The sequence below is a fragment of the Algoriphagus sp. AK58 genome, from assembly GCF_014324365.1.
Classification (GTDB): Bacteria; Bacteroidota; Bacteroidia; order Cytophagales; family Cyclobacteriaceae; genus Algoriphagus.
The window spans coordinates 1-20,481 of record NZ_QEIG01000003.1; the positions used below are offsets into that span (position 1 = coordinate 1).

21 protein-coding genes are annotated in these 20,481 nt (G+C 43.8%); 8 read left to right on the top strand and 13 right to left on the bottom strand.

All coding sequences use genetic code 11. The annotated features are described in order from the left end of the window. Positions 1-145: 145 nt before the first annotated feature. From DDT91_RS02065 to DDT91_RS02075, 3 genes are read right to left on the bottom strand one after another with little or no spacing between them, the layout of a single operon-like run. Positions 146-967, bottom strand: a complete 822-nt coding sequence (locus tag DDT91_RS02065; protein WP_187174470.1) for a mechanosensitive ion channel family protein — start codon at positions 965-967, stop codon at positions 146-148. A 23-nt stretch (positions 968-990) separates the two neighbouring features. After that, the gene (locus DDT91_RS02070) at positions 991-1,695 is read right to left on the bottom strand and encodes a methyltransferase domain-containing protein (RefSeq protein ID WP_187174471.1); all 705 of its coding nucleotides are present in this window, start codon (positions 1,693-1,695) and stop codon (positions 991-993) included. Beyond that, a complete protein-coding gene (locus DDT91_RS02075) occupies positions 1,692-2,771 on the bottom strand; it encodes a type III polyketide synthase (RefSeq protein ID WP_187174472.1) in 1,080 nt (359 codons plus the stop codon). The genes DDT91_RS02070 and DDT91_RS02075 overlap by 4 nt, the downstream gene beginning before the upstream one ends. Positions 2,772-2,866: 95 nt before the next feature. Between DDT91_RS02075 and DDT91_RS02080 the strand changes: the two genes are divergently transcribed. Next, positions 2,867-3,763, top strand: a complete 897-nt coding sequence (locus tag DDT91_RS02080) for a UbiA family prenyltransferase (protein ID WP_187174473.1) — start codon at positions 2,867-2,869, stop codon at positions 3,761-3,763. On the opposite strand, the gene DDT91_RS02085 is transcribed toward DDT91_RS02080, so the two are convergent. Continuing rightward, positions 3,764-4,882: an NAD(P)/FAD-dependent oxidoreductase gene (locus DDT91_RS02085; protein ID WP_187174474.1), complete on the bottom strand. Its 1,119-nt coding sequence runs from the start codon at positions 4,880-4,882 to the stop codon at positions 3,764-3,766. 159 nt (positions 4,883-5,041) lie between these two features. Between DDT91_RS02085 and DDT91_RS02090 the strand changes: the two genes are divergently transcribed. Together DDT91_RS02090 and DDT91_RS02095 are read left to right on the top strand one after the other, a co-directional pair. Continuing rightward, positions 5,042-7,531: a zinc-dependent metalloprotease gene (locus DDT91_RS02090; protein ID WP_370539282.1), complete on the top strand. Its 2,490-nt coding sequence runs from the start codon at positions 5,042-5,044 to the stop codon at positions 7,529-7,531. Between the two features lie 80 nt (positions 7,532-7,611). Then, the gene (locus tag DDT91_RS02095; protein WP_187174476.1) at positions 7,612-8,025 is read left to right on the top strand and encodes a Fur family transcriptional regulator; all 414 of its coding nucleotides are present in this window, start codon (positions 7,612-7,614) and stop codon (positions 8,023-8,025) included. Here DDT91_RS02095 and DDT91_RS02100 read toward each other — a convergent pair. Next, positions 8,022-8,249, bottom strand: coding sequence for a hypothetical protein (locus tag DDT91_RS02100; RefSeq protein WP_187174477.1), 228 nt, complete (start codon positions 8,247-8,249; stop codon positions 8,022-8,024). The two genes, DDT91_RS02095 and DDT91_RS02100, sit on opposite strands and share 4 nt — an antisense overlap. A 152-nt stretch (positions 8,250-8,401) precedes the next feature. On the opposite strand from DDT91_RS02100, the gene DDT91_RS02105 reads away from it, so the two are divergent. After that, the gene (locus DDT91_RS02105) at positions 8,402-8,875 is read left to right on the top strand and encodes a YcxB family protein (RefSeq protein WP_187174478.1); all 474 of its coding nucleotides are present in this window, start codon (positions 8,402-8,404) and stop codon (positions 8,873-8,875) included. 58 nt (positions 8,876-8,933) lie between these two features. Here DDT91_RS02105 and DDT91_RS02110 read toward each other — a convergent pair whose 3' ends face one another. Further along, positions 8,934-9,434, bottom strand: coding sequence for a fasciclin domain-containing protein (locus tag DDT91_RS02110; protein ID WP_187174479.1), 501 nt, complete (start codon positions 9,432-9,434; stop codon positions 8,934-8,936). Between the two features lie 178 nt (positions 9,435-9,612). On the opposite strand from DDT91_RS02110, the gene rlmH reads away from it, so the two are divergent. After that, positions 9,613-10,086 (top strand): 23S rRNA (pseudouridine(1915)-N(3))-methyltransferase RlmH, encoded by a 474-nt coding sequence (gene rlmH / locus DDT91_RS02115; RefSeq protein WP_187174480.1) that lies wholly within the window; start codon positions 9,613-9,615, stop codon positions 10,084-10,086. Positions 10,087-10,188: 102 nt separating this feature from the next. Further along, on the top strand, positions 10,189-11,019 hold the full coding sequence (locus tag DDT91_RS02120; protein ID WP_187174481.1) for a hypothetical protein: 831 nt from the start codon (positions 10,189-10,191) through the stop codon (positions 11,017-11,019). Between the two features lie 129 nt (positions 11,020-11,148). On the opposite strand, the gene DDT91_RS02125 is transcribed toward DDT91_RS02120, so the two are convergent. From DDT91_RS02125 to DDT91_RS02140, 4 genes are all read right to left on the bottom strand, one after another. Further along, positions 11,149-11,607 (bottom strand): DUF6252 family protein, encoded by a 459-nt coding sequence (locus tag DDT91_RS02125; RefSeq protein WP_187174482.1) that lies wholly within the window; start codon positions 11,605-11,607, stop codon positions 11,149-11,151. Between the two features lie 126 nt (positions 11,608-11,733). Then, the gene (locus tag DDT91_RS02130; protein WP_187174483.1) at positions 11,734-12,249 is read right to left on the bottom strand and encodes a peptidylprolyl isomerase; all 516 of its coding nucleotides are present in this window, start codon (positions 12,247-12,249) and stop codon (positions 11,734-11,736) included. Between the two features lie 17 nt (positions 12,250-12,266). Further along, a complete protein-coding gene (locus DDT91_RS02135) occupies positions 12,267-13,970 on the bottom strand; it encodes a capsule assembly Wzi family protein (RefSeq protein ID WP_187174484.1) in 1,704 nt (567 codons plus the stop codon). Continuing rightward, positions 13,967-14,638, bottom strand: a complete 672-nt coding sequence (locus tag DDT91_RS02140) for a hypothetical protein (protein WP_187174485.1) — start codon at positions 14,636-14,638, stop codon at positions 13,967-13,969. Before DDT91_RS02140 ends, DDT91_RS02135 begins: the two co-directional genes overlap by 4 nt. Positions 14,639-14,771: 133 nt before the next feature. On the opposite strand from DDT91_RS02140, the gene wecB reads away from it, so the two are divergent. Beyond that, on the top strand, positions 14,772-15,866 hold the full coding sequence (gene wecB / locus DDT91_RS02145; protein ID WP_187174486.1) for a non-hydrolyzing UDP-N-acetylglucosamine 2-epimerase: 1,095 nt from the start codon (positions 14,772-14,774) through the stop codon (positions 15,864-15,866). Further along, on the top strand, positions 15,863-16,354 hold the full coding sequence (locus DDT91_RS02150; protein ID WP_370539281.1) for a cupin domain-containing protein: 492 nt from the start codon (positions 15,863-15,865) through the stop codon (positions 16,352-16,354). Before wecB ends, DDT91_RS02150 begins: the two co-directional genes overlap by 4 nt. 2 nt (positions 16,355-16,356) lie before the next feature. Here the strand turns inward: DDT91_RS02150 and DDT91_RS02155 are convergent, their stop codons facing one another. The 3 genes from DDT91_RS02155 to DDT91_RS02165 all read right to left on the bottom strand — a co-directional run bounded on the left by DDT91_RS02155 (position 16,357) and on the right by DDT91_RS02165 (position 20,412). Next, on the bottom strand, positions 16,357-16,797 hold the full coding sequence (locus DDT91_RS02155; protein WP_187174488.1) for a DinB family protein: 441 nt from the start codon (positions 16,795-16,797) through the stop codon (positions 16,357-16,359). Between the two features lie 13 nt (positions 16,798-16,810). Then, positions 16,811-17,386 (bottom strand): hypothetical protein, encoded by a 576-nt coding sequence (locus DDT91_RS02160; RefSeq protein WP_187174489.1) that lies wholly within the window; start codon positions 17,384-17,386, stop codon positions 16,811-16,813. A 122-nt stretch (positions 17,387-17,508) separates the two neighbouring features. Continuing rightward, positions 17,509-20,412 (bottom strand): TonB-dependent receptor, encoded by a 2,904-nt coding sequence (locus DDT91_RS02165; protein WP_187174490.1) that lies wholly within the window; start codon positions 20,410-20,412, stop codon positions 17,509-17,511. Positions 20,413-20,481 lie beyond the last annotated feature (69 nt).

A 20,481-nucleotide genomic window follows, 5' to 3' on the forward strand; every position in this document is an offset into this window, starting at 1 on the left:
CAGTGGTGCTCGCGCTGTAGATAAGTGATGTGTTCGACTGTTTGTTTTCAAGCAGGAGACGGATTATGATATCTTTTCACGTGATTGGAGTTCAGACGTGTTCTTTTTCTCTTTTTTTTTCTTGACTTTTTGATTTTTATGTATTCTATATCTGATGCAGTACTCGCTGCGGGAATGGAATTTCGATACTATGTTTCTCAAAAGCTTCCTTGATTTTTTCCATAGTTTCAAAATAAACAGGCCAAAGGTTTTCAGTATTTGTCCATGCTCTGACCACTAAATTCAAGGAACTGTCTCCAAAATTATTCAACCACACTACAGGAGCTGGATCAGAATGAACGCGTTCGTCATTTTCCAGAATTTCCAGAATCACTTCACGGGCTTTTTTAAGATCGGTAGAATAAGCTACTCCGACATTCAAATCTACCCTTCGGGTTGGTTGAGAAGTCAAATTCACCACATCGGAATTGGCCAAATTGCCATTGGGTATGACCACTTCTTTGTTATCAAAAGTGGTCAGATGTGTATACAAGATATCAATCTTTCTCACCGTACCGGTATGCCCCATCCCAGTCACCACATCACCGACCCGAAAGGGTTTGAACAATAGAATCAGGACACCTCCGGCAAAATTGGAAAGCGAGCCTTGCAATGCAAGACCGATGGCCAACCCTGCTGCACCCAAAATGGCCAAAAAAGAAGACATGGGCACACCGAGTATAGAGGCTATTCCAATAAATAAAGAGACAAAAAGAAGCGCTTTGACCAAGCCTACCAAAAAGGTATTGAGTGAGGGATTGGCATCTCTTTTTTCCAGAATCTTACTAAAGCCGTTGACGAGTTTGATAACTACAAACCTCCCCACTAGATAAAAAAGTAAGGCGTATATCAGAGAAGGAATGATTTTGTAAGCGAGCTGAATGCCTTCATCCAAAAGTGTTTTCACTGTTTCCGGTGATAGTTCCATAAATCGATAATTAAGGTTAAACATTAAAATTTCACGCAAATCTGCCATCTAAAGGCCCAAAACCAACGGATTTGAAAACTTTCAATTCCGGCTTTTTTAAGGATTTTTTCCCAATCTTCTTTTGAAAAACCTCTCAATACGGACAAAGCTGCATCATTCTTTACCATCGGGGAATTGCTAAAAAACCTCGTCAACCACTTGATACTGTAGTAGGCTATAGGATGCCTATGCAAATCATTGATCACTAACCCTAAGCGGGCCTTATGGCGGAGCGCTTTTATAAGATCTACTAATTCCCCGTCTGTAAAATGATGAGTAAACAGCGTGCAGGTCACAATATCTGTTTTCTCAGCTGAAAATTCAGGGTCAAAAACATTTTGAACCCTCCATCGGACATCTTTAACATCCCTTTGTCTAACCTTAGCCAATTCGATTATGTTCCCATTAGCGTCAATTCCGGTGAATTTGGCTAGGATTTGATGCTTATTTGCCCAATCGTGCATCACCCGTATCATATCTCCTCCTCCACATCCGATATCAGTGATTTCGTAGTGATTTTGTGGATTTTTGCTTATCAGCTGTGTCAATCCTAAGGTGGTGACATGATTTCCTCCCAGCCATCGATTGATGGTTTTCAGTTCCCGAAGGGTTTGTTCCAAGACAGGACCTGAACATTCCAGGTCATCCATAATCTCCTTCTCAGTACTCCTTTGGGAAAAAATGCTCATCGTTTATTCAGTTGAAGGGTTTCCAAAGTCAATCCAGGACCAAAACCCATCGCCAAAATATCTCCCTCGATCGCTGGATCCCTCATCATCCTTTCCAAGACAAAAAGGATGCTGACAGAGGACATGTTTCCGAAGTTTTTCAACACATCCATCGCATGGCGATTCACCTCTGGCTGCCAGCCAAATGCTTCCTGCACTTTTTGCAGAATCTGCTTTCCTCCTGGGTGGATGGCAAAATTCCGGATCTCAGAAAGCCCGAATTTTTCTTCGAAAATGGAGTTGAGCCTTCGGATTCCCTGATCCAAAAGTGAAGGAATATATTGACTCAACCGCATTTCAAACCCGAAATCCCCTATACCCCAGGCCATATCCTTTTCACCTTCCCGAAGCACTTGGCTCAGGTAATTTTTAATGGCAAGTCCTTTATCAGTATTCATGACCAAGGCGGCGGCTGCTCCGTCTCCAAAAAGCGAATTGGCCAGGAGATTGTCCTCGGTGTATTCTTTTTGAAAATGAAGGGTGCATAGCTCTACGGCCACCACCAACACTTTGGCACCAGGCTCGGCTCGGAGAATTTTGTCTGCCAACTTCAAACCCGTAAATGCCGCGTAGCAGCCCATAAAATGGACACAGTACCGCTCTACAGAGTCATTGAGACCGAGCTTCTCGACCAATTCCAGTTCCACGCCGGGGGCTACCATACCGGTACAAGACACTAATACCAGATGTGTCACTTCTCCTGATTTTACTTCGGTCTGATTTATGGCCGAAAGACAGGCCTCGAGGGCCAGTTTTGGTGCTTCGGCTTGAAAAACCTCCATCCTGGCCTTGGTCGTTGGAAAAGGACTCAGCTCCTTGTTTTTCGGAAAAAAGGAAAATTCAGAGGTGGCTTTTTTCTCAAAATCATCCAAGACACTGTAACGAAAATCAATGCCGGACATCCGATAAAAAAATTGGAGCTTCCGGCTTTCCAAATCATCCAGTTGGTGTGCCAGCTGCATAAATCGGGAGATTTCGGACTGTGGAATAGGCTTACCCGGATTGGAAAGGCCAATACTGACAATGCTGGAATTCATTAAATCAAGTAAGAGAAATATTTCTAATTTAGTCGATATCCATATCAACCCTTTCCTGTCAAGAAGGTTAAGCAAGTATTCCAACTTATCGACTTATGATCACCCGCTCCAGTGTTCGACATCTCCGAATTCCTTTTTCTTTTTTCCTGATGCCGGTTTTTTTCTTTGCGCTCGCTTTGACTCCCAATCTCAACGAACTTCGATTACTGCTGGTATTTTTGGCTTTGCACTTGTTTCTCTATCCCAGCAGCAACGGATACAACAGCTATTTTGATCGGGATGAGGAAAGCATCGGAGGGCTAAAATATCCCCCCAAAGTGACCCCGGACCTTTACTGGCTTTCTCAGGTCTTTTTCCTGATTGCACTGATTATTGGCGCGTGGATCAGCTGGGCTTTTGCCAGCATGCTGGCAGTCTATGGTCTAGTCAGCATGGCTTACAGTCATCCTTGGATTCGAATCAAAAAATACCCTTGGGCAAGCTGGTTGATTGCGGGGCTTTTTCAGGGGTATTTTACCTTTGCCATGGCCTATGCAGGCTTGAGTGAGTTAGGCTGGGAAGTGATGTTCAAGCCCCATGTAGTCCTCCCGGGCCTGTTGACCAGTTTGATGCTTTGGGGCAATTATCCCTTGACCCAAGTATATCAACATAAGGAAGATGCCCGTCGGGGAGATCAAACATTGAGCAGAACATTGGGAATCACAGGAACCTTTGCGTTTTCGAGTATCTTTTTTTCGCTTACAGGTGCGGCTTTTGTCTGGTATTTCCTTAGCAGAGGACAAGAAAGCATAATTTGGGTATACCTTGGAGCCATGGCTCCTATCCTCTTGTTTTTTCTGGTGTGGTTTGGTTTCGTGAGGACCAATCCTGAAAAATATGCCTCTTACAGTTGGGCCATGGGAATGAACTACCTTTCCGCGATAGCTCTCAATGCCTTTTTTATGTATTACTTTCTGGAAAACACCCAGATCCTCCAAGTATTTGGCTACTGATCAAAAAGGCTGACCGTGGGTGTTTCGCATAATTAAGTTTGCCGCGAAAGGCACGTGCTCGATCAGGTTTCGGGCGATCACTGATCCTCTGCCGGATCCGAAAAGTTTTTGGACGGTCCTTCCTACTGCTAGTCGTCTACGAAATTCTTCATTCCAGTTTTGAGCATACATTCGCTCAACATGCTCTCTAGACTTTCCTTCATTCAAGGCCTCTACGGCGATTTTGGCCGAGTGAATCGCCATCGCCATACCATTACCGCAAAGAGGTGTAATTAAGCCCGCTGAGTCTCCAAGCATGAGTACATGATTTTCGACTGGCAGCTTGGGCTCAAAATTGATCTCATTGATTACCTCAGGCTTGTCGAAAAGGAATTCACTTTCCTTAAAAATCCGCTCGAGAAGAGGATTTTTCCACAAAACCTGCTGCTCCATTTCAGCTATCGTCCCATAGTGCCTAAGTTGCTCCCTGCTCCCCAGATAGCATAGGTTAAACTTCCCCTCCTCGATGGCATTGATCCCGCAATATCCCCCATGGAAGTTATGCAATGCCACAGTATCTCTTAAAAAATCGGTTTTCACATGATATTTTACGCCGATATAAGGACTCCGTTGAAAGAAAAATCTACGATTCAATGACTTATCGAGCTTACTTCTTTTTCCGAAAGCTCCAAACACAAAGGGAGCAAGTACTTCACTGGAATCAGAAAGCGTTAGGTGAAAAAGATCTGATTTCCTGTCAAACTCCAATCCGGTAACCTGAATCCCTGTCCGAAACTCCACTCCTTCATTTATTGCCAAGTGATAAAGCCACTCATCCAATACAAACCTGCTAATTCCAAAACCGCCTAAGTCCAAAGGAAGGCGTACAGATTTTCCTTGGGTATCAGAAAACTCAAACTTTGTGATTTGGGGCATATCGATAAAGTCCGGGAAAAGACCATTTCGTTTCAAAAAATGCCGGACCTCATTAGAAATATATTCCCCACAGACCCGATGAAAAGGATACACTTTCTTTTCTATCAAAATAACCTGATGTCCGCTTTTGACCAAAAGGAAGGAAGCCACCAATCCGGCGAGACCTCCTCCGATTATGACCACCTCTTTCTTTTGCCTTTCCAAGTGCCTTTGATTTTATGATGAAACCGCTTATCAAAAAATAGGTTTAAGACTCGGCTTATCCCGAGCTTTGGAAGTTATTTTATTTTACAATCAATTTAGAATGCTATGAACAAAACCCTACCCAAATTACTGAGGAGAACCACCTTTGTATTGGGTCTGATGGGCGCAATGCTTCAGGCAGAGGATTCTTTCGCACAGAAAAAAAAGAAAAAAGGTGCCGAAACTCCTGTTGCCGCTGCTCCTGCCCCAGCTTCAAGACCCCAAAACAATGGCCCTGCTAATGGGCCAAAACCTTATAAAGATGTCATTACTGCCAAGGCAAAGTCTAAAGCAGGGCTCTTCAAGGTGCATCAAATAGAGGACAAGTATTTCTATGAAATCCCGGATTCTCTTTTAGGCCGTGACATGCTCATGGTGGTGAGAATCGCCAAAACTGCCGATGGAATCGGATATGGTGGCGAAAACACCACCAATTTGATGGTGCGTTGGGAAAAAAATCAGGATGACATTCTCCTGAAAGTGGTTTCTGTCAACAACTATGCGGCAGACTCCCTTCCAATCTCCCTTGCTGTAAAAGCGTCCAACTTAGAACCAATCCTTCAAAAATTTGCCATTAGATCACGTGCTACAGATTCTACCGGTACCGTGATCGAAGCCACCGATCTGTTTACCAAGGACAATCAGGCACTGGGCCTTCAAAGAAACAGAAGAACGGAATACCGTGTGACCCGATTGGACAATGAGCGCTCGTTCATCCAGCATATCCATACCTATCCGATCAACATCGAAGCTCGTTATGTATTGACGTATGCTGCTTCCGATCCCCCTTCCAACAGCGTGACAGGCTTGATCACCTTGGAGATGAATGCTTCCATGATCCTTCTTCCGAAAGAACCCATGAAGCAGCGTCTCGCTGATCAGCGCGTAGGTTGGTTTGCAAGATCCTATGTGGATTACGGCGCGGACGAGCAAAAAGCCACATCCAGAAGATATCTGGACAGATGGAGACTAGAGGTGAAGCCGGGCGATGAAGAGAAATTCAAGCGTGGAGAATTGGTAGAACCGAAGCAGCCCATCGTGTATTACATCGACCCCGCTACTCCAAAAAAATGGGTTCCTTTCCTGAAGCAAGGAGTAGAAGACTGGCAAAAAGCCTTTGAAGCGGCTGGCTTCAAAAATGCCATCATCGCCAAGGAAGCTCCTAGCCCTGAGGAAGATCCTACCTGGAGCCCAGAGGACGCGAGATATTCTGTGATCCGTTATTTCGCTTCTGACATTCAGAATGCTTACGGTCCTCACGTTTCAGATCCTAGATCAGGTGAAATCATCGAGTCTGATATCGGATGGTATCACAACGTGATGAACCTGCTTAGAAACTGGTTTTTCATCCAGACTGCTGCAGTTAACCCTGACGCGAGAAGCGTGAAATTTGACGATGAAGTGATGGGTCGATTAATCCGATTTGTATCCGCTCACGAAGTAGGACACACCTTGGGTCTTCCTCACAACTTTGCCTCCTCGGTAGCTTATCCGGTAGAAAAACTGAGAGATGCAGCCTTTACCAAGGAGTTTGGAACTGCTCCATCGATCATGGACTATGCCCGATTCAACTATATCGCACAGCCAGAAGACACAGGGGTGAGTCTGATGCCTGACGTTGGACCTTATGATAAATACGCCATTATGTGGGGTTACCGTCCAATTCTGGACGCAAAAACTCCAGAAGATGAACTTCCAACATTGGATAAGTGGATCGTGGAGAAAAAAGGTGATCCAATGTACAGATACGGACGTCAGGGCAACAACTATGACCCGACTACCCAATCCGAGGACCTTGGCGATAATGCCATGCTTGCTTCAGAGTATGGAATCAAAAACTTGAAGCGAATTGTGCCTAACCTCATTGAATGGACTACCGAGAAAGACAAGCCCTACAAGAATTACGCTGACTTGGAAGAAATGTATGGTCAGGTGATCGGACAGTTTAACCGCTACATGGGACACGTGAGAACCAACGTAGGAGGAGTGATGGAAGTCTACAAGTCCTCCGGACAAGGAGAAGCCGTTTACACCCACACTTCTAAGGAAATGCAAAAGTCTGCGGTGGATTTCTTGAATAAGAACCTATTTGCCACACCTAGCTGGTTAATGGATGAGGCCATCATCGCAAGAATTGGTGATTTTGGTGCTTTGGAAAGAATCCGCGGCATCCAAGTGACTACCCTCAATGGAATCCTGGAATGGGGCCGATTGGGCAGAGTCATAGAGAATGAGGCCTTGAACGGGGCTAATGCCTACAAGGTCACCGAACTATTCGACGATCTACGAAAAGGAATCTGGACAGAACTACCATCAGGAAGAGCCATCGATGTACATCGCAGGGCCCTTCAGAGAGCTCACATTGAGCGTCTCGAGCTGTTGTTGACTGGAAATGTGGCTCCACTTCCTGCTCAATTTAGAGCATTTGCCGGTCCACAGCTTAATGCCTCACAGTCTGACATCAGGCCAATGGCTCTTGGAGAATTGAAAACCCTTCAAAGCCAGATCAGAGGTGCAATCGGCAGAACTTCCGACCGAATGAGCAAACTACACCTGGAAGATGCATTGGAGAGAGTCAACAAGATTCTGGAAGGATATTCCGGAGATTAATTGAGTAAGGAGGCGTCGAAATCGGCGCCTCTTTTTTTACCATCCATTTTTTCAGTTAATTTGAGAAGCAAAGGAAGCCCATGAATAACCCCTATTCTATATTACAATCCCACAAACTTCGAATTACCGATTGCCGTCTGGAGATCATTCAGGAATTTTTGAATAAAAATATTGCCCTGTCTCACTCCGACTTGGAAGAAACCCTGAACAAACAATTTGACCGAGTGACGATCTATCGTACCTTGAAAACCTTTTTGGACAAGGACTTGATTCACAAGGTTTTGGATGATAGTGGAGCTACCAAATATGCGTTGTGCACTCACGGGGAATCCGAGCACGACCATAGCCATGAGCATGTGCACTTCAAGTGCGAAAAATGCGGAGAAACTACTTGCTTGGAAGACATTACCCTGCCTCAGATCAAGCTACCGAAAGGATTTGAGAAAAAGGAAATGAGCCTATTGGTACAGGGTGTTTGCGAAAAATGTCATTAAAACTCTACCGGCTCGGGTTGCTTCGATTTTTTGGGAGCATCCGAAGGCCAAATAACCCCGGGGGGCAGATCAATTTTGGGAGGGGTAATTTTTTCGATTCCTCCGTCTCCCTCATCATTACCTTTTCCCCTTTTTAGTGCGTTTTTGGTCATGGTGGCTATGAAATATACTGTAATCACATATGCCAACCCACAGACGATCAGATCTACCACCAAACTGTTCATAGCCAAAAATTTTTCTATAATTTAAAGTATTACAAATTTTAAATCAATTGCATGAACGATTTGTTTTTCTTCCAACCCCATCATTTATGATTTAGAACCATTTGCTTAATCACAGGGATAGGTGGATATTTGCGCTCTCAAATTCCTGACTAATGATTATTAAAACCAAAAAATACCAGCTCGAAACTGGAACATATATCAAAATGGGGCTCAAATCCATCCTAAAAGAACAGTGGTGGGTGATCCTGATCGCTTTGGCCATTTGCTGTGGGTACTTCTGGATTGCTTCCATTTGGTGGATCATCGGCGCGGTGATCGCTTATGGTTTGTATGTATTGTTCTGGGCTATTCAGTTTACCGGTGTGACTCAAATGGAGCAAAACAAACCCATTTTCCAAAAAATGGCTTACGAGATCGACAGCCGTCAGATCCTGATGAAAATCAACGCTCGTGAAGGAATGCCTGTGCAGTGGAACATGATCAAGCGGGTAGAGATGACCAAAGATGCCTTTGTTCTTTACCTTTCCAAGGCTCAGTTTATTCACTTACCATTCCGAATATTCAATTCGGAGAATGATAAAAAATTTCTCGAAACAATTCTGAAAAGAAAAGAGCTAATCAACTAAAAAAAGCCCGCTGGAATTGATCCAGCGGGCTTTTTGGTATTTAAAATCGAAATCCAAATTACATTTTCGGTAGGATCACAGTGTCGATTACATGAACCACTCCGTTTGATGCCTGAATATCTGCTGCGGTAACAGTAGCATTGTTGGCCATGGCTTTGCCATCCTTTAGGGTAATGGTAATTTCTCCCCCTTGAGCAGTTTTTGCTTTCATTCCATCTTTCAAATCAGAAGACATCACTTTTCCTGGTACTACATGGTAGGTCAATACTGCTACTAACTGAGCCTTGTTTTCGGGCTTAAGCAGGTTTTCTACCGTACCAGCGGGAAGCTTGGCGAATGCTTCATTGGTCGGAGCAAATACGGTGAAAGGTCCTTCACCTTTTAGCACATCTACCAAGTCGCCAGCCTTGACAGCGGCTACCAAGGTGGATAAAAACTCAGTAGACACTGCCAAATCAACGATATCGGCATCTACTTCGTGAACAGTGTTGGTTTTTGGTGTGAAGGCTGATGCGAAAAACAACGTCATCACCATCACTAAAGAAAATACTTTTTTCATGGGTAGAAATAGTTTTGGTTTATGGTTTTCGAACAGACTGTTTATCAGGAATGTTTGGCGTCTTGACACAAAGAAGGTTCAAAGGAAGATTTGATGTAAAGGCGGGAAATGTGAGGGATTAGTGGAAAATTAATTTTGTAAAAAAGCTTTTAAAAGGAGCTTTTCGGATATTTACCCCATGCAAATCAAGCTTTTGGCCATAGGCAAAACCGACCATAAACCGATTCAGGAACTGATCTCTGAGTATACTGAGCGTCTTGGGTATTACATCCGTTTCGATCTGGAGATTATCCCTGATTTGAAAAACACCAAATCCCTTTCCGAATCCGTACAAAAAGAGCGGGAAGGAGAATTGATTCTCAAAAAGCTTCAGACCTCAGACGAACTTATACTTTTGGACGAGCGTGGGAAAAGTTTTTCCTCTCTTGAGTTTTCGGAATACCTCCAGAAAAAAATGAATTCAGGCCTTAGGCAATTGGTCTTTGTTATCGGAGGGCCTTATGGATTTTCAGAAGCAGTGTATGCTAGGGCAAATGGGAAAATATCTCTTTCCAAAATGACTTTTTCTCATCAGATGATCCGTCCATTTTTTATTGAGCAGCTGTATAGAGCTTTCACCATCCTCCGAAACGAGCCCTACCATCACCAATGACCCCTTGTAATTATCCCAATGTTAAGTTTTGGGTCATTTTTTTTGCTAATGTTATCAAATTGTTAATTTTAGACTCAACTGATAACAATAGCTTCATGAGCCATGAAAAAGGCGGTTCTATTCATCGCAATCTTCTTAGGGTTTGTCTTTTCGGGCATTTCCCAAGAAAGAGCTTTGCATGAAGATTACCTTGCTTTTGGATCTGAGACAGAAAAAGCAATTTGGAATTCGGATGAAAAAACTCCCTTTCAGCTATTCAAAGCCGTAAATGCTGTCGAAACTATTTCCGAAGAAAAGTGGAATTTACTTGTCGGAGAATTGGATGGCAAAGCTTCGAAAACAACCGATCAGATGGTTTTACTTCGAACCATCTTTCAAAAAGCACATCAACGACTTTTCAGAAAATACGAGCAGCACTCCTCTTTCAATACCATGCTTGCATCTGGAAAATTCGACTGCGTAAGCGGTTCAGCTGCCTTGGGTTTGCTTTTGGAAAGGTATGGGTATGATTTTGACATTGTAGAAACGGATTACCATGTATTCATTCAGGTAAATCTGGCAGGAAAGCCCATTATCTTGGAGAGTACGATTGCCGTGGGTGGTATGATTACCCTTCCGTCTGAAGTAGAAAACTACCTCAGTTCGTATCTTCCAAAAAAAGATGCTACACCAATCACCTTCAATCAACGATTGGCCGGACCTAACGTTGATCTTTCTGAAACTTCCATATTCAGAAAAGTAAATCTTACTGAATTGGCCGGACTGCAGTATTACAATGACGCCATTGTCCATTTCAACTCACAGGATTATGGACAGGCTGTTCATCAGTTATCGAAGGCGTATTTGCTGTACCCTTCTGATCGCATCGAAGGTCTGAGAGATTTGAGTATCAATCTCGCTTTTAAGACTTACGGATACGATCTTCGTAAGTAAGCAAAGGCCTCTCTGAACAATCAGAGAGGCCGGCTACTTTACAGTCCAATCACCCTTACGACTTCAAGCGCCATTTCAAAAAATTAGCCTAACCACCCGCGGGCTAACCACACAGGTGATTATGCTTTCTTATCGCATGATATTGATATCTGTAAAAACGCCATCGGTGATGGTGACTTCTGCTCCACCTCCAAGGGCGGGTCTAGCTTTAAAAGAAAAAGTGCCCGACACTTTGTTTCCTTCCAATTTTGTAATGTTCAAGGTACCCGAAGTAGCATTGTGAACTACTAAATCAGACGTAGTCCATACTGCATTGCCTGCCAGATTAAATGTACCTGTCCGCTCTTCGGTCATGGTGAGTGCAAAGCTCGATCGATCTGTGGCCCCAGCCCCGATCGCAAAAGCCTTGAACCCTCCGGGTAAACTGGTAATTCGGCTATTGCCTGAGCCCTTCCAATCGACCCCATTGATTTTTGCCTCGACATTGAAAGAGCCCTGTGGAAGCTCATCTTCAGTGGAACAAGCCATAAATGCGATAAAAAAACCTAGCAAGGCAACTTTTCTTAAAACATCAATCCAAATTTTCATAGTAGTAAAGGGTTAGGTTTTGAAATTGAACTGACCAAAAATACCTTAACCTAAGACTCTCCACCATACGACAAATGCCCTATTCCTTTCGAAATAGGGCATCTAAAAAGTTCAATTCCTTGTCATTTAATGGTGATGATGACCGTCCGGGCCATGGGCATGACCATGCTCTATTTCTACAGGCTCAGCATCGCGAACGGCGACTACCTTCCCTTCAAAATATAAGTCAAACCCAGCGAGAGGAGGATTGAAATCCATGTGTACTCCGAGGTAATCTACCTTTATCACCTCTCCACGCATTTGGTTTCCTTTATCGTCCTGCATGGGAATCACATTTCCTACCTTCAGAATATCTTTATTCTTTTTTCCGTCTTCTTTGAAATTGGCTTTGGGAATGATGACTTTTTTGTTTTCATCGTAATCACCATATCCGTTTTCAAAGTCAATAAAAACTGAAAAAGTATCGCCTACGGACTTACCCTCTATAGCCTGCTCAAATTTTGGAAGGACATTTTGGTAGCCGAACAAAAAGTAAAAAGGCTGATCTTCGGATACCGTTTCATACAATTCTTTTCCGCTTTCCCCATCATCTACCATCAGCGTGTAGGCCACAGCAATTACTTTATCTTTTGAAGCTTTCATTTTTGTTACGTGTTCGATTATTTTATTAGATAGGTCACCCCAATTTGGCCTACAAAATTATTCCGGTCATATCCAGGTACAAAATATTGATTGGGGTCATTTTCAAGATACCACTTGTAGTTAAGAGTATTTACGTATTGAAACTTACCTGAAACCAAAAACTGCTCCCCAAACTTCCACTCTGGAGTGAGGGAGAATACTAAGTCTACATATTTGTTTCTGAAATCTTTAGATTCCTCGTAGCGGTAATAGTAGAAATCGTTATTGTACTCAATCCGCTCAAACTGCAATCCTATTTTTTTCAATCCTTCTACCCATGCGAGTCCCACAAAAATCTGATTACTAGCGGGTCCATTCCCAATTCCCAACACCTGACCTTGATGGGTATATCCATGCCTCACATGATCATGGATGTACCAAGTCCTAAGCTGTCTGATATCATCCCTGATCGTCTGCCCTGAAAGAGTCATTTCAGAACTGATTTCTAAAAAACGATTGGGTTTTTTGAGCTCCATCAAATGAGCAAACCCAAAGGTAAAAGCTCTGCCCGATTCGGGAGTGGTAATGAAATCATTGAATGTCCGGTCATTGTCTCTGGTTCCATATTCCCCATAAAACTCAAACCTACCCTCAGGACTCAGCCACCTGAAAAATCCCGAGCTAAACTGCTGCCTTTTTTCTTGGATAGGATCATTGACGTTTTGTGCTTTTTTCCTCCCATTGAAAACAGGGATCGCATCAGCAAGAGTGGAGACGTCCGAACGATACATATGATTGACAGAACCATATCCCAGAAAAAGGCCTGGAATCCACTTGGGTTGGTAAGTGAAAACCAAACCTGAGAGATATCTTTTGTCATCTGACCTCTTAGGGATATATACAGGGTTTTGCTGGATGTTGTAGTCAGGCCAGGGCGGCAAAAAACCTGACGATTTCAAGAAGCCGGAAATCACCTGTCCCTCAAAGGATCCAATACCAGTCTTGACTGGTTTTCGTGTATTCAATGTAAAGTGCAAAAATCCAGGGGCATTATTCCCCATCAAAAGTGAATTCCGTCTGCCTGGACCCCACCATAAATTTTCAGTAGAAACCCCAACGGAAGCTTCCTTAAGATTAAATCGGAAGCTGGATTGACCTGGATAAAGTCTGACAAAATCGGTTAACCCAAACCGCTCTGGCATATCTATCCGGTTCATATACTCATAATAAAACAGAATCGTGGCCTGATGCTCGATAGGAAACCCTTTGTAATCCTTGTTATCTGCCCAGATTAGTTCGGGCTGCAGCTGCAGGCTAAACTTTCCATACTCTGCATAAGTCCCCCAACTGAATACCTGCTGAATGCCCCGGTTTGGAATCATGACCCCATCATTCACACCAAAAGCATAATTAGAATTATACTGAGCCCGATAAATTACCGGAAGCGTCAGGAATTTTCCTTTTCCATCCTTCCCAAAACGATGGTGGTATGCCGACTGATCCAAGTCTACCAAAGAACTGTCGAGATCAAAACCATCTTTTGCCCCAAAAGCATCCACCGGAAACAGAGGTCGGATCATCCAAGAGGACGCCGAGTCGATTTGTCCCATTAACTGAAGCCTCCTTAGGTAGTCATCCAAAACAGGCGTTCCTACGGGAATAGTCTGAGCAAAAGTGGATTCGATGAGGACAGACGCCAACAAAACCAACAGAAAACCAACACCTCTTTTTTTAACTCTCATCTTTTATTGGTTTGAATCGCAAAAACTTGAATCCCAGCAACAGACCAAGACTCGTCACACACAGGATCAGGACTATTCAACTGCCTAAGTTCTCCACCTAAAAACACCCTCACATCAGGATTGGTATGCTCGATCAGTTGCTCTACACGATATCGAGTAGTGTAATTTGGAAATGCCCCAAAAAGACACAATCCGGGCAAATTAGTTTGAATAGCTCCAGTCTTGGGCCTGTTTTGTCTAAAGTACGTGTTGGGATAGGACTGATACAGACAATACGTCGATTCGCAGGGTGTATTGGAAAACGTGGTTCGGTATGTTTCTGTACGATCTATACCCATATACCAATAATCTGGTCCCGAAAGGCTATCCTCGGGATTGCCATCCCAAGTATCATGGATTAGAATTTCGATGGAAAGCTTCAGGTAATTGTGAGGAGGAAGATCCTTCAAGTTTACCGCCACCTCTTCGTTGTGGTAATAGCCCGCCAAGGTATCATTTCTCCAAATAAAAAGTTTTCCATTTTCAAACCCTGCTAAGTTCAAATCGGAAAAATCATTGGAATAAGCCAGCACCTCATTTTCGACTGTTTCCACACAGGAGGAAATCCCTAAAATCAATCCAAAAAATGCTGTCAACCACGCTAGCCTTAACTGATCAAATCTTCTCATTTAAACTTATTTACTCAAAAAACATTCTGCCACAAAGAAACAAAAAACCGACCAATCCCCCGATTTTTAAATGGAAATTGACTGCCTGACCCGAAGGTAATCCTTATTTTTGCCAAAATTTTATCAATAAGCCATGCCTCTTTTTACCATCGTAGCCGGTGCCCGGCCAAATTTTATGAAGATCGCTCCGATCATCCATGCATTGCAAAAGAAACAAGCAGAAGGAAAGGATGTAATGTTTAGACTGGTGCATACCGGTCAGCATTATGACAAAAAGATGTCCGGAGACTTTTTTGAGCAGCTGCATATCCCCGATCCCAACGCCAATCTAGGAGGAGGCGGAGGTACCCAAGCCGAACAAACGGCTGCCATTATGGTAGCTTTTGAAAAAGAATTGATGGAAAACCGCCCGGATATTGTGATCGTGGTAGGCGACGTGACCAGTACTTTGGCCTGCTCCATTGCTGCCAAAAAACTCCAAATCGATGTGGCACATGTGGAAGGAGGAATCCGGTCAGGCGACCTCAGCATGCCTGAGGAAATCAACAGAATGGTGACGGATTCCATCACAGATCACTTTTTTACTACTTCGGAAATTGCCAACAGTAACCTGAGAAAAGCAGGAGTTCCAGAAGAGAAGATCCACTTTGTCGGCAACACCATGATCGACACACTGATGGCACAAATGCCTCATTTCAAAAAGCCCGAAGGTGAAATTTTTGAAAAGTTGGAACCGGGCCAGTATTTTGTGATGACCATGCACCGTCCTGCCAACGTGGATCAGGAGCATTCACTCAAGGCGATGATCGACGCGATCCTGGATGGAACAGAAGGTCTGCCGATCATCTTCCCAGTCCATCCTAGGACGGCAAAAAATCTTCAAAACCTTGGAATAAATGCTCCAAACCTCCACATGTGTGAACCACTGGGATACTTGGAGTTCAATTACTTGGTGAAAAATGCCAAGGGAGTGATCACGGACTCGGGTGGGGTGACTGAGGAAACTTCTGTCATGAACGTACCCTGCGTGACCCTGAGAAACAATACCGAACGGGCAGAAACCATCCACATGGGAACCAACGAGCTGGTAGGGACCGATCCATCCAAGCTAAAGCCTTACCTCGAGAAAATCATGCGAGGTGAATGGAAGCACTACCAAGGCATCCCTCTTTGGGATGGAAAAACTGCAGAGCGAATCGTAGATATTCTAGTAAACAATTATTCGTGAAATCGATCGAAAAGAGGATTCAAGAACTGGTTGAGATTCTGAATCTCAAAGCACATCCGGAAGGAGGGTTTTACGCTGAGACGTTTCGATCTGCTCAGGAAGTAATTCATTCCAATGGAGAAAATCGGCAATTAGCTACCTCTATTTATTTCTTGCTGAGATCTCAGGATGTATCCCATTTTCACCGAATCCAAAGTGACGAATTGTGGTTTTGGCACGAGGGGAGTCCGCTTTCTGTTCACTTATTGGGTGAAAAGGGACATGAAGTCCTAAAGCTTGGACCTGTTTCAGAAAAAGGTGCAAGACCTCAGCACTTGGTACCAGCAAATACCATTTTCGGAAGCTCTGTGGATCTTCCAAACAGCTATGCACTTGTATCCTGTGTCGTAGCACCGGGTTTTGATTTCAGAGATTTTGAGCTTTTCACAAGTGAAGTTTTACTTCCCCTTTATCCTGAAGCCGAGCAAATCATCCGAAAACTTACCTAATATCACTGCCCATATTTCAATACCAAAGCCAGTTGCCCGGCATGGTAAGCGGTATGGGTAGTGATTCTTCCCAAGGCTTCTGCCTTGGTCTTTTTCCCAAACTCTTTGGTTTCGATCACTTGCTCCCAATTTTCCTGCAGGGAAATTGCCTTTTCCAGCATGGTAGCCGAGTAAACTGCCATCTCTTTCAACTCCTCCAAATTGGTCCATTCGCCTGTGTCTTTTCCGGCAATCAGCGTTTTGGCTACAATTTTTACTTCGGCCAAGCCGAAGACATTTTTTGCAAAAAGCAACTCGACTTCCGCGATATGCCGGATCAAAAAACCAGCAGAATTGGGACTGTTGCCGTTGCGCTTGGACAAATCAGATGCTGCAGTTTTATCCAAAAGCTGTGTGAATCGGGTTCTTCCCTCTCTCCAGAGTGCAATTAATGAATCGTTCATCTAGTAATTGGTTTTAGTCTACCCATCCCCAAGGTGCTTCCGGGACTTCTATGGGCTGAGTCAGATCAAATTTTACAGTAAATAAAGTTGGAGAACCAAGTCTTCTGAGATTGTAGGAAAAGGAGGTATCGTCTACAGTAATCCACCAGACATTACCCACCGCGGCGGGTAGAAGGTTGGCCGTAAACTGATCTGCTGGAAAAAACTGGGTAGTAGCCGACCCTGTGTTGGAAGCTTTTCCACCGTATTGAGTCACCTGGTCTTCAGAACCATCCTCATGACGGTGATCGTGCTTAAGTTGGATCAGACCCTCTTCATCCATAGTCAGCACCCAAGTCCTTGATCTGTCTTCCCCCACAAAAAAGGGAATTCGAATTCTTCCTTCTTCACACGCCCTAACATGCATGACCAATCGTCCGGAAAATCTCGGATCAGATTCAGGAGATATCAATTCTCCTGCATAGGCTTTGCCGCAGTGATTTCTGAGGTTTTCCCAGAATTTTTGAGAGGGGGCTTTCTCTTGGGAGAAGGCCGGATTTTGGAAAATGCCAAGGAATAGTACCAAGGCCAGAAGTAGGCTGGATCTCATTATCATGTCCCAAAGTAGTCAATCCTGAGAGAATGAGATGGAATATAGCCAATAATTAGCTAAAGGATACTAAAAAAGCCATCCCTTATGAGATGGCTTTAGTAAACTAAAAGCTGTATGTATTAGAATGAAAAACCTACGCTGAAATTAACCCTTGTGCCAGGGGCAAGTTGGGTGAAGATCTGATCCTGAGCTCCAAAGGAACTGAACACGATCTCTCGCTTGTCATTCAACAAGTTTTGAACTCCCAAGCTGGTACGGATGCGCTCATCAGCACCAAAAGTTTTGTTGATGTTCAAATTAAGAGAGTGGAAAGGTTCCGTATAAGTATCCGTACGGTTGCCGAATCCAACCATATTTAGGGTAGGCCCTTGAACATTATAGAAAATACCTGCCTCCCAGCCATTGCTGAAGTTATTGTATGCTACACCCGTATTGATGATGTAGGGAGCCTGTCCAGCCATATCTCTGGTATTGCCAATCTGCTGCCCTTCTCTGGCAGTAAGTTCCCTGGATTTCTTTTCAGTTTCTGACATCGCAATTTGAGATTCGGTGATCGTCACATTGGTCGTCCAGAGGAAGTTTTCCAATCTTGGGCTAAGGAATCTCAAGGATTTTCTGAATTCCATTTCTACCCCTACCACAGTTCCATTTCCCACATTTCTGGGCTGGAAAGAACCTGGATCAGAAAGGAACTGTACAATTTCAATCGGTTTATCAAAAGTTTTGTAGAAAGCTCCTACTGACCACATCTCTCCTTTTTGCTGGAAGGTTTCCCAACGTACGTCGAAATTGTTGATACGGGTAGAAGTCAGATTTCCATCCCAAAGCACCTCAGTTCCGCCGTTGGTAGTCTCTGGGAAAAGACCGCCGATAAAGGTTCTGCCGGTGATCGGATCCAAAATTTCAGCAAAGGAAAGTTCCTTGAAAGAGGGTCTGGCGATGGTCCGGCTGGCAGAGGCTCTCAGGTTTTTATTCTCCTTCAAGCTGTACACCAGGTTGAGGGTAGGGAAGAAATCCAAGTCATCCAGCATTTCTACCAAATCATAGTTGATGGTTCCAGTTTGGTTGGTTCCTGTATAAAACTGGTTGAATTGCTCCACTCTCAAGCCCACGATGGCACGAAGGTTCTGGACAGGGCTAGATTCAAATGATCCATAGCCGGCAAAGTTGGTTACATAACCTTGGTAAGCATTGGGATTGATCGGAATGAAGTCCGGATTATATCTTACTCCGTTTCGGTTAGTACCGGAAAACAAGTTTTCTTCATTCAAAATCGTGTTAGGATCTCCGTCCAATTGGTTATTTCCGGTTGGAAACTGGAAGCTTTGAATTTCGAAATCTCTGTACTTAAAGGTATAAGCACCTCCCATTTTCAATTTTGCTTCTCTCGAGAAGGCACTGAGGTTTCTGGTCAAATCAACTTTTCCGGCCAGGTTATATTCTTCCAAATTTCTCCAAATACGGGTCGGAAGTCCGACCTCTGAAGAAATGGTATTGGTGGGTAGTCTGAATCTGGTAAAACGGATATCTGGATCCTCAATAGTAGATCGGGTAGGAGCCAATTTCCAATTCACTTCCCAGGCACGTCCATTTATAAAATGTGTACCAGAAAGCAATAAGCTGGAAAGACCTCGCTGGCTATATTCCAAATTGTATTGAGTAGCCTCAAAGTTGGCCCCCAAGTTTGTATTTACGAAATCAAAGGTACCGGCCTTGGATTCTCCGTTTTGCAGATGAAGAATATTAAGCTTGTATTTGGATGTGTTTGTCTTCAACGCAATCCCTGCCAATCCACCTAACAGCACACTGTTGACACCGTAATTCCCTACCTGTCTTTCCAAGGCTTCCATTTCTGTATCGCTTTGGCTGATAGGTTTTGCAAACAGATTGAATTGAGCACCTTGATAAAATTCTGTTTCGTTCTTATATGTCAGGGCAGCATTGTAGCCCCAGGTTGCTTTAGGCCTTGCAATCTGATTCCCAAAAGAAATCCCAAAACCAAAATCCATTAAAGATGACTGTTGGGTTGCACCCAATGTTTTATTAAACCCTCTTAAAATCTCTTGGTATTCCTGTCCTCTAGGTCCATTTGGATTACCCACTACTTCACCGTATTGCGGGATGTCTGTTCTTCCTCCGGTTGGATTTGCGCGAGTACCATCATCAAAACCCAACCAATCTGTCTTGCCGCCTTGATAAGCCAGGTAATTTTTGTTGAAGTGCATGGATGGATTATATCCTCCTGATATACTCACTCTGAATGTCTTTTCCTCAGGGAAATCCTTGGTTTCGATATCGACTACTCCTCCGGTAAAATCTGCCGGCAATTCAGCTGTGAATGATTTAGAAACGATGATGTTATCAATCACATTGGTAGGGAAAATATCCATTTGGATGGTGTTCCGATCCGGGTCGAGACCGGGAATATCCACCCCGTTTAATACTGTTTTGGTGTATCGGTCTCCTAAACCACGTACATAGACATATTTTCCTCCTTCAATAGAAACCCCTGTTACTCTTTTTACAGCAGAAGCAGCATCACCGTCTCCGATTTGCCTGAATGTGCTGGCTGAAATTCCATCCAAAAGGTTGGGAGCATTTCTTTTGACAGACATCAAGGCGGATTCAGTCGTCCGAATCGCAGAAGCGGATACCGTTACCGTCTCCAATTCTGAAGCCTCTTCTTTCATCAAAATGTCCGGAATGATGGCTACCTTATCGGATTCGACCAATACATCTGACAGGCTTAGGGTAGAATAGGATATGTAAGAGATTTGCAGGGTGTAAGTGCCAGGATTGACTTTGATTTCAAATTTTCCATCAAAATCTGTCACTGCACCTGTAGAGGTTTCTTTGACCAACACAGAGACGCCAAATAGCGGTTCTCCGGTTCTTTCGTCAAAAATGGTTCCTCTGATGGTACCATTTTGTGCAAAAGCAAATCCAGTGATCAACTGGAATGCCACGATGAGAAGGAGGATTACCAGTGGTTTGATCGGTAAGCCTTGTTTTTTCTTGTTCATACAGCGTTTAATATTCTTTTTGGGAAAGAGAGAAGGAAGGGTCCTTGCAAGACCTTCCTTCTTCTTTTA

Coding starts and splice junctions, on each gene's coding strand:
- DDT91_RS02090 (WP_370539282.1), top strand. CDS start 5,042: ATGGGCGCAATGCTTCAGGCAGAGGATTCTTTCGCACAGAAAAAAAAG.
- DDT91_RS02125 (WP_187174482.1), bottom strand. CDS start 11,607: ATGAAAATTTGGATTGATGTTTTAAGAAAAGTTGCCTTGCTAGGTTTT.
- DDT91_RS02095 (WP_187174476.1), top strand. CDS start 7,612: ATGAATAACCCCTATTCTATATTACAATCCCACAAACTTCGAATTACC.
- DDT91_RS02130 (WP_187174483.1), bottom strand. CDS start 12,249: ATGAAAGCTTCAAAAGATAAAGTAATTGCTGTGGCCTACACGCTGATG.
- DDT91_RS02080 (WP_187174473.1), top strand. CDS start 2,867: ATGATCACCCGCTCCAGTGTTCGACATCTCCGAATTCCTTTTTCTTTT.
- DDT91_RS02110 (WP_187174479.1), bottom strand. CDS start 9,434: ATGAAAAAAGTATTTTCTTTAGTGATGGTGATGACGTTGTTTTTCGCA.
- DDT91_RS02160 (WP_187174489.1), bottom strand. CDS start 17,386: ATGAGATCCAGCCTACTTCTGGCCTTGGTACTATTCCTTGGCATTTTC.
- DDT91_RS02075 (WP_187174472.1), bottom strand. CDS start 2,771: ATGAATTCCAGCATTGTCAGTATTGGCCTTTCCAATCCGGGTAAGCCT.
- rlmH (WP_187174480.1), top strand. CDS start 9,613: ATGCAAATCAAGCTTTTGGCCATAGGCAAAACCGACCATAAACCGATT.
- DDT91_RS02135 (WP_187174484.1), bottom strand. CDS start 13,970: ATGAGAGTTAAAAAAAGAGGTGTTGGTTTTCTGTTGGTTTTGTTGGCG.
- DDT91_RS02065 (WP_187174470.1), bottom strand. CDS start 967: ATGGAACTATCACCGGAAACAGTGAAAACACTTTTGGATGAAGGCATT.
- DDT91_RS02165 (WP_187174490.1), bottom strand. CDS start 20,412: ATGAACAAGAAAAAACAAGGCTTACCGATCAAACCACTGGTAATCCTC.
- wecB (WP_187174486.1), top strand. CDS start 14,772: ATGCCTCTTTTTACCATCGTAGCCGGTGCCCGGCCAAATTTTATGAAG.
- DDT91_RS02155 (WP_187174488.1), bottom strand. CDS start 16,797: ATGAACGATTCATTAATTGCACTCTGGAGAGAGGGAAGAACCCGATTC.
- DDT91_RS02140 (WP_187174485.1), bottom strand. CDS start 14,638: ATGAGAAGATTTGATCAGTTAAGGCTAGCGTGGTTGACAGCATTTTTT.
- DDT91_RS02100 (WP_187174477.1), bottom strand. CDS start 8,249: ATGAACAGTTTGGTGGTAGATCTGATCGTCTGTGGGTTGGCATATGTG.
- DDT91_RS02070 (WP_187174471.1), bottom strand. CDS start 1,695: ATGAGCATTTTTTCCCAAAGGAGTACTGAGAAGGAGATTATGGATGAC.
- DDT91_RS02105 (WP_187174478.1), top strand. CDS start 8,402: ATGATTATTAAAACCAAAAAATACCAGCTCGAAACTGGAACATATATC.
- DDT91_RS02120 (WP_187174481.1), top strand. CDS start 10,189: ATGAAAAAGGCGGTTCTATTCATCGCAATCTTCTTAGGGTTTGTCTTT.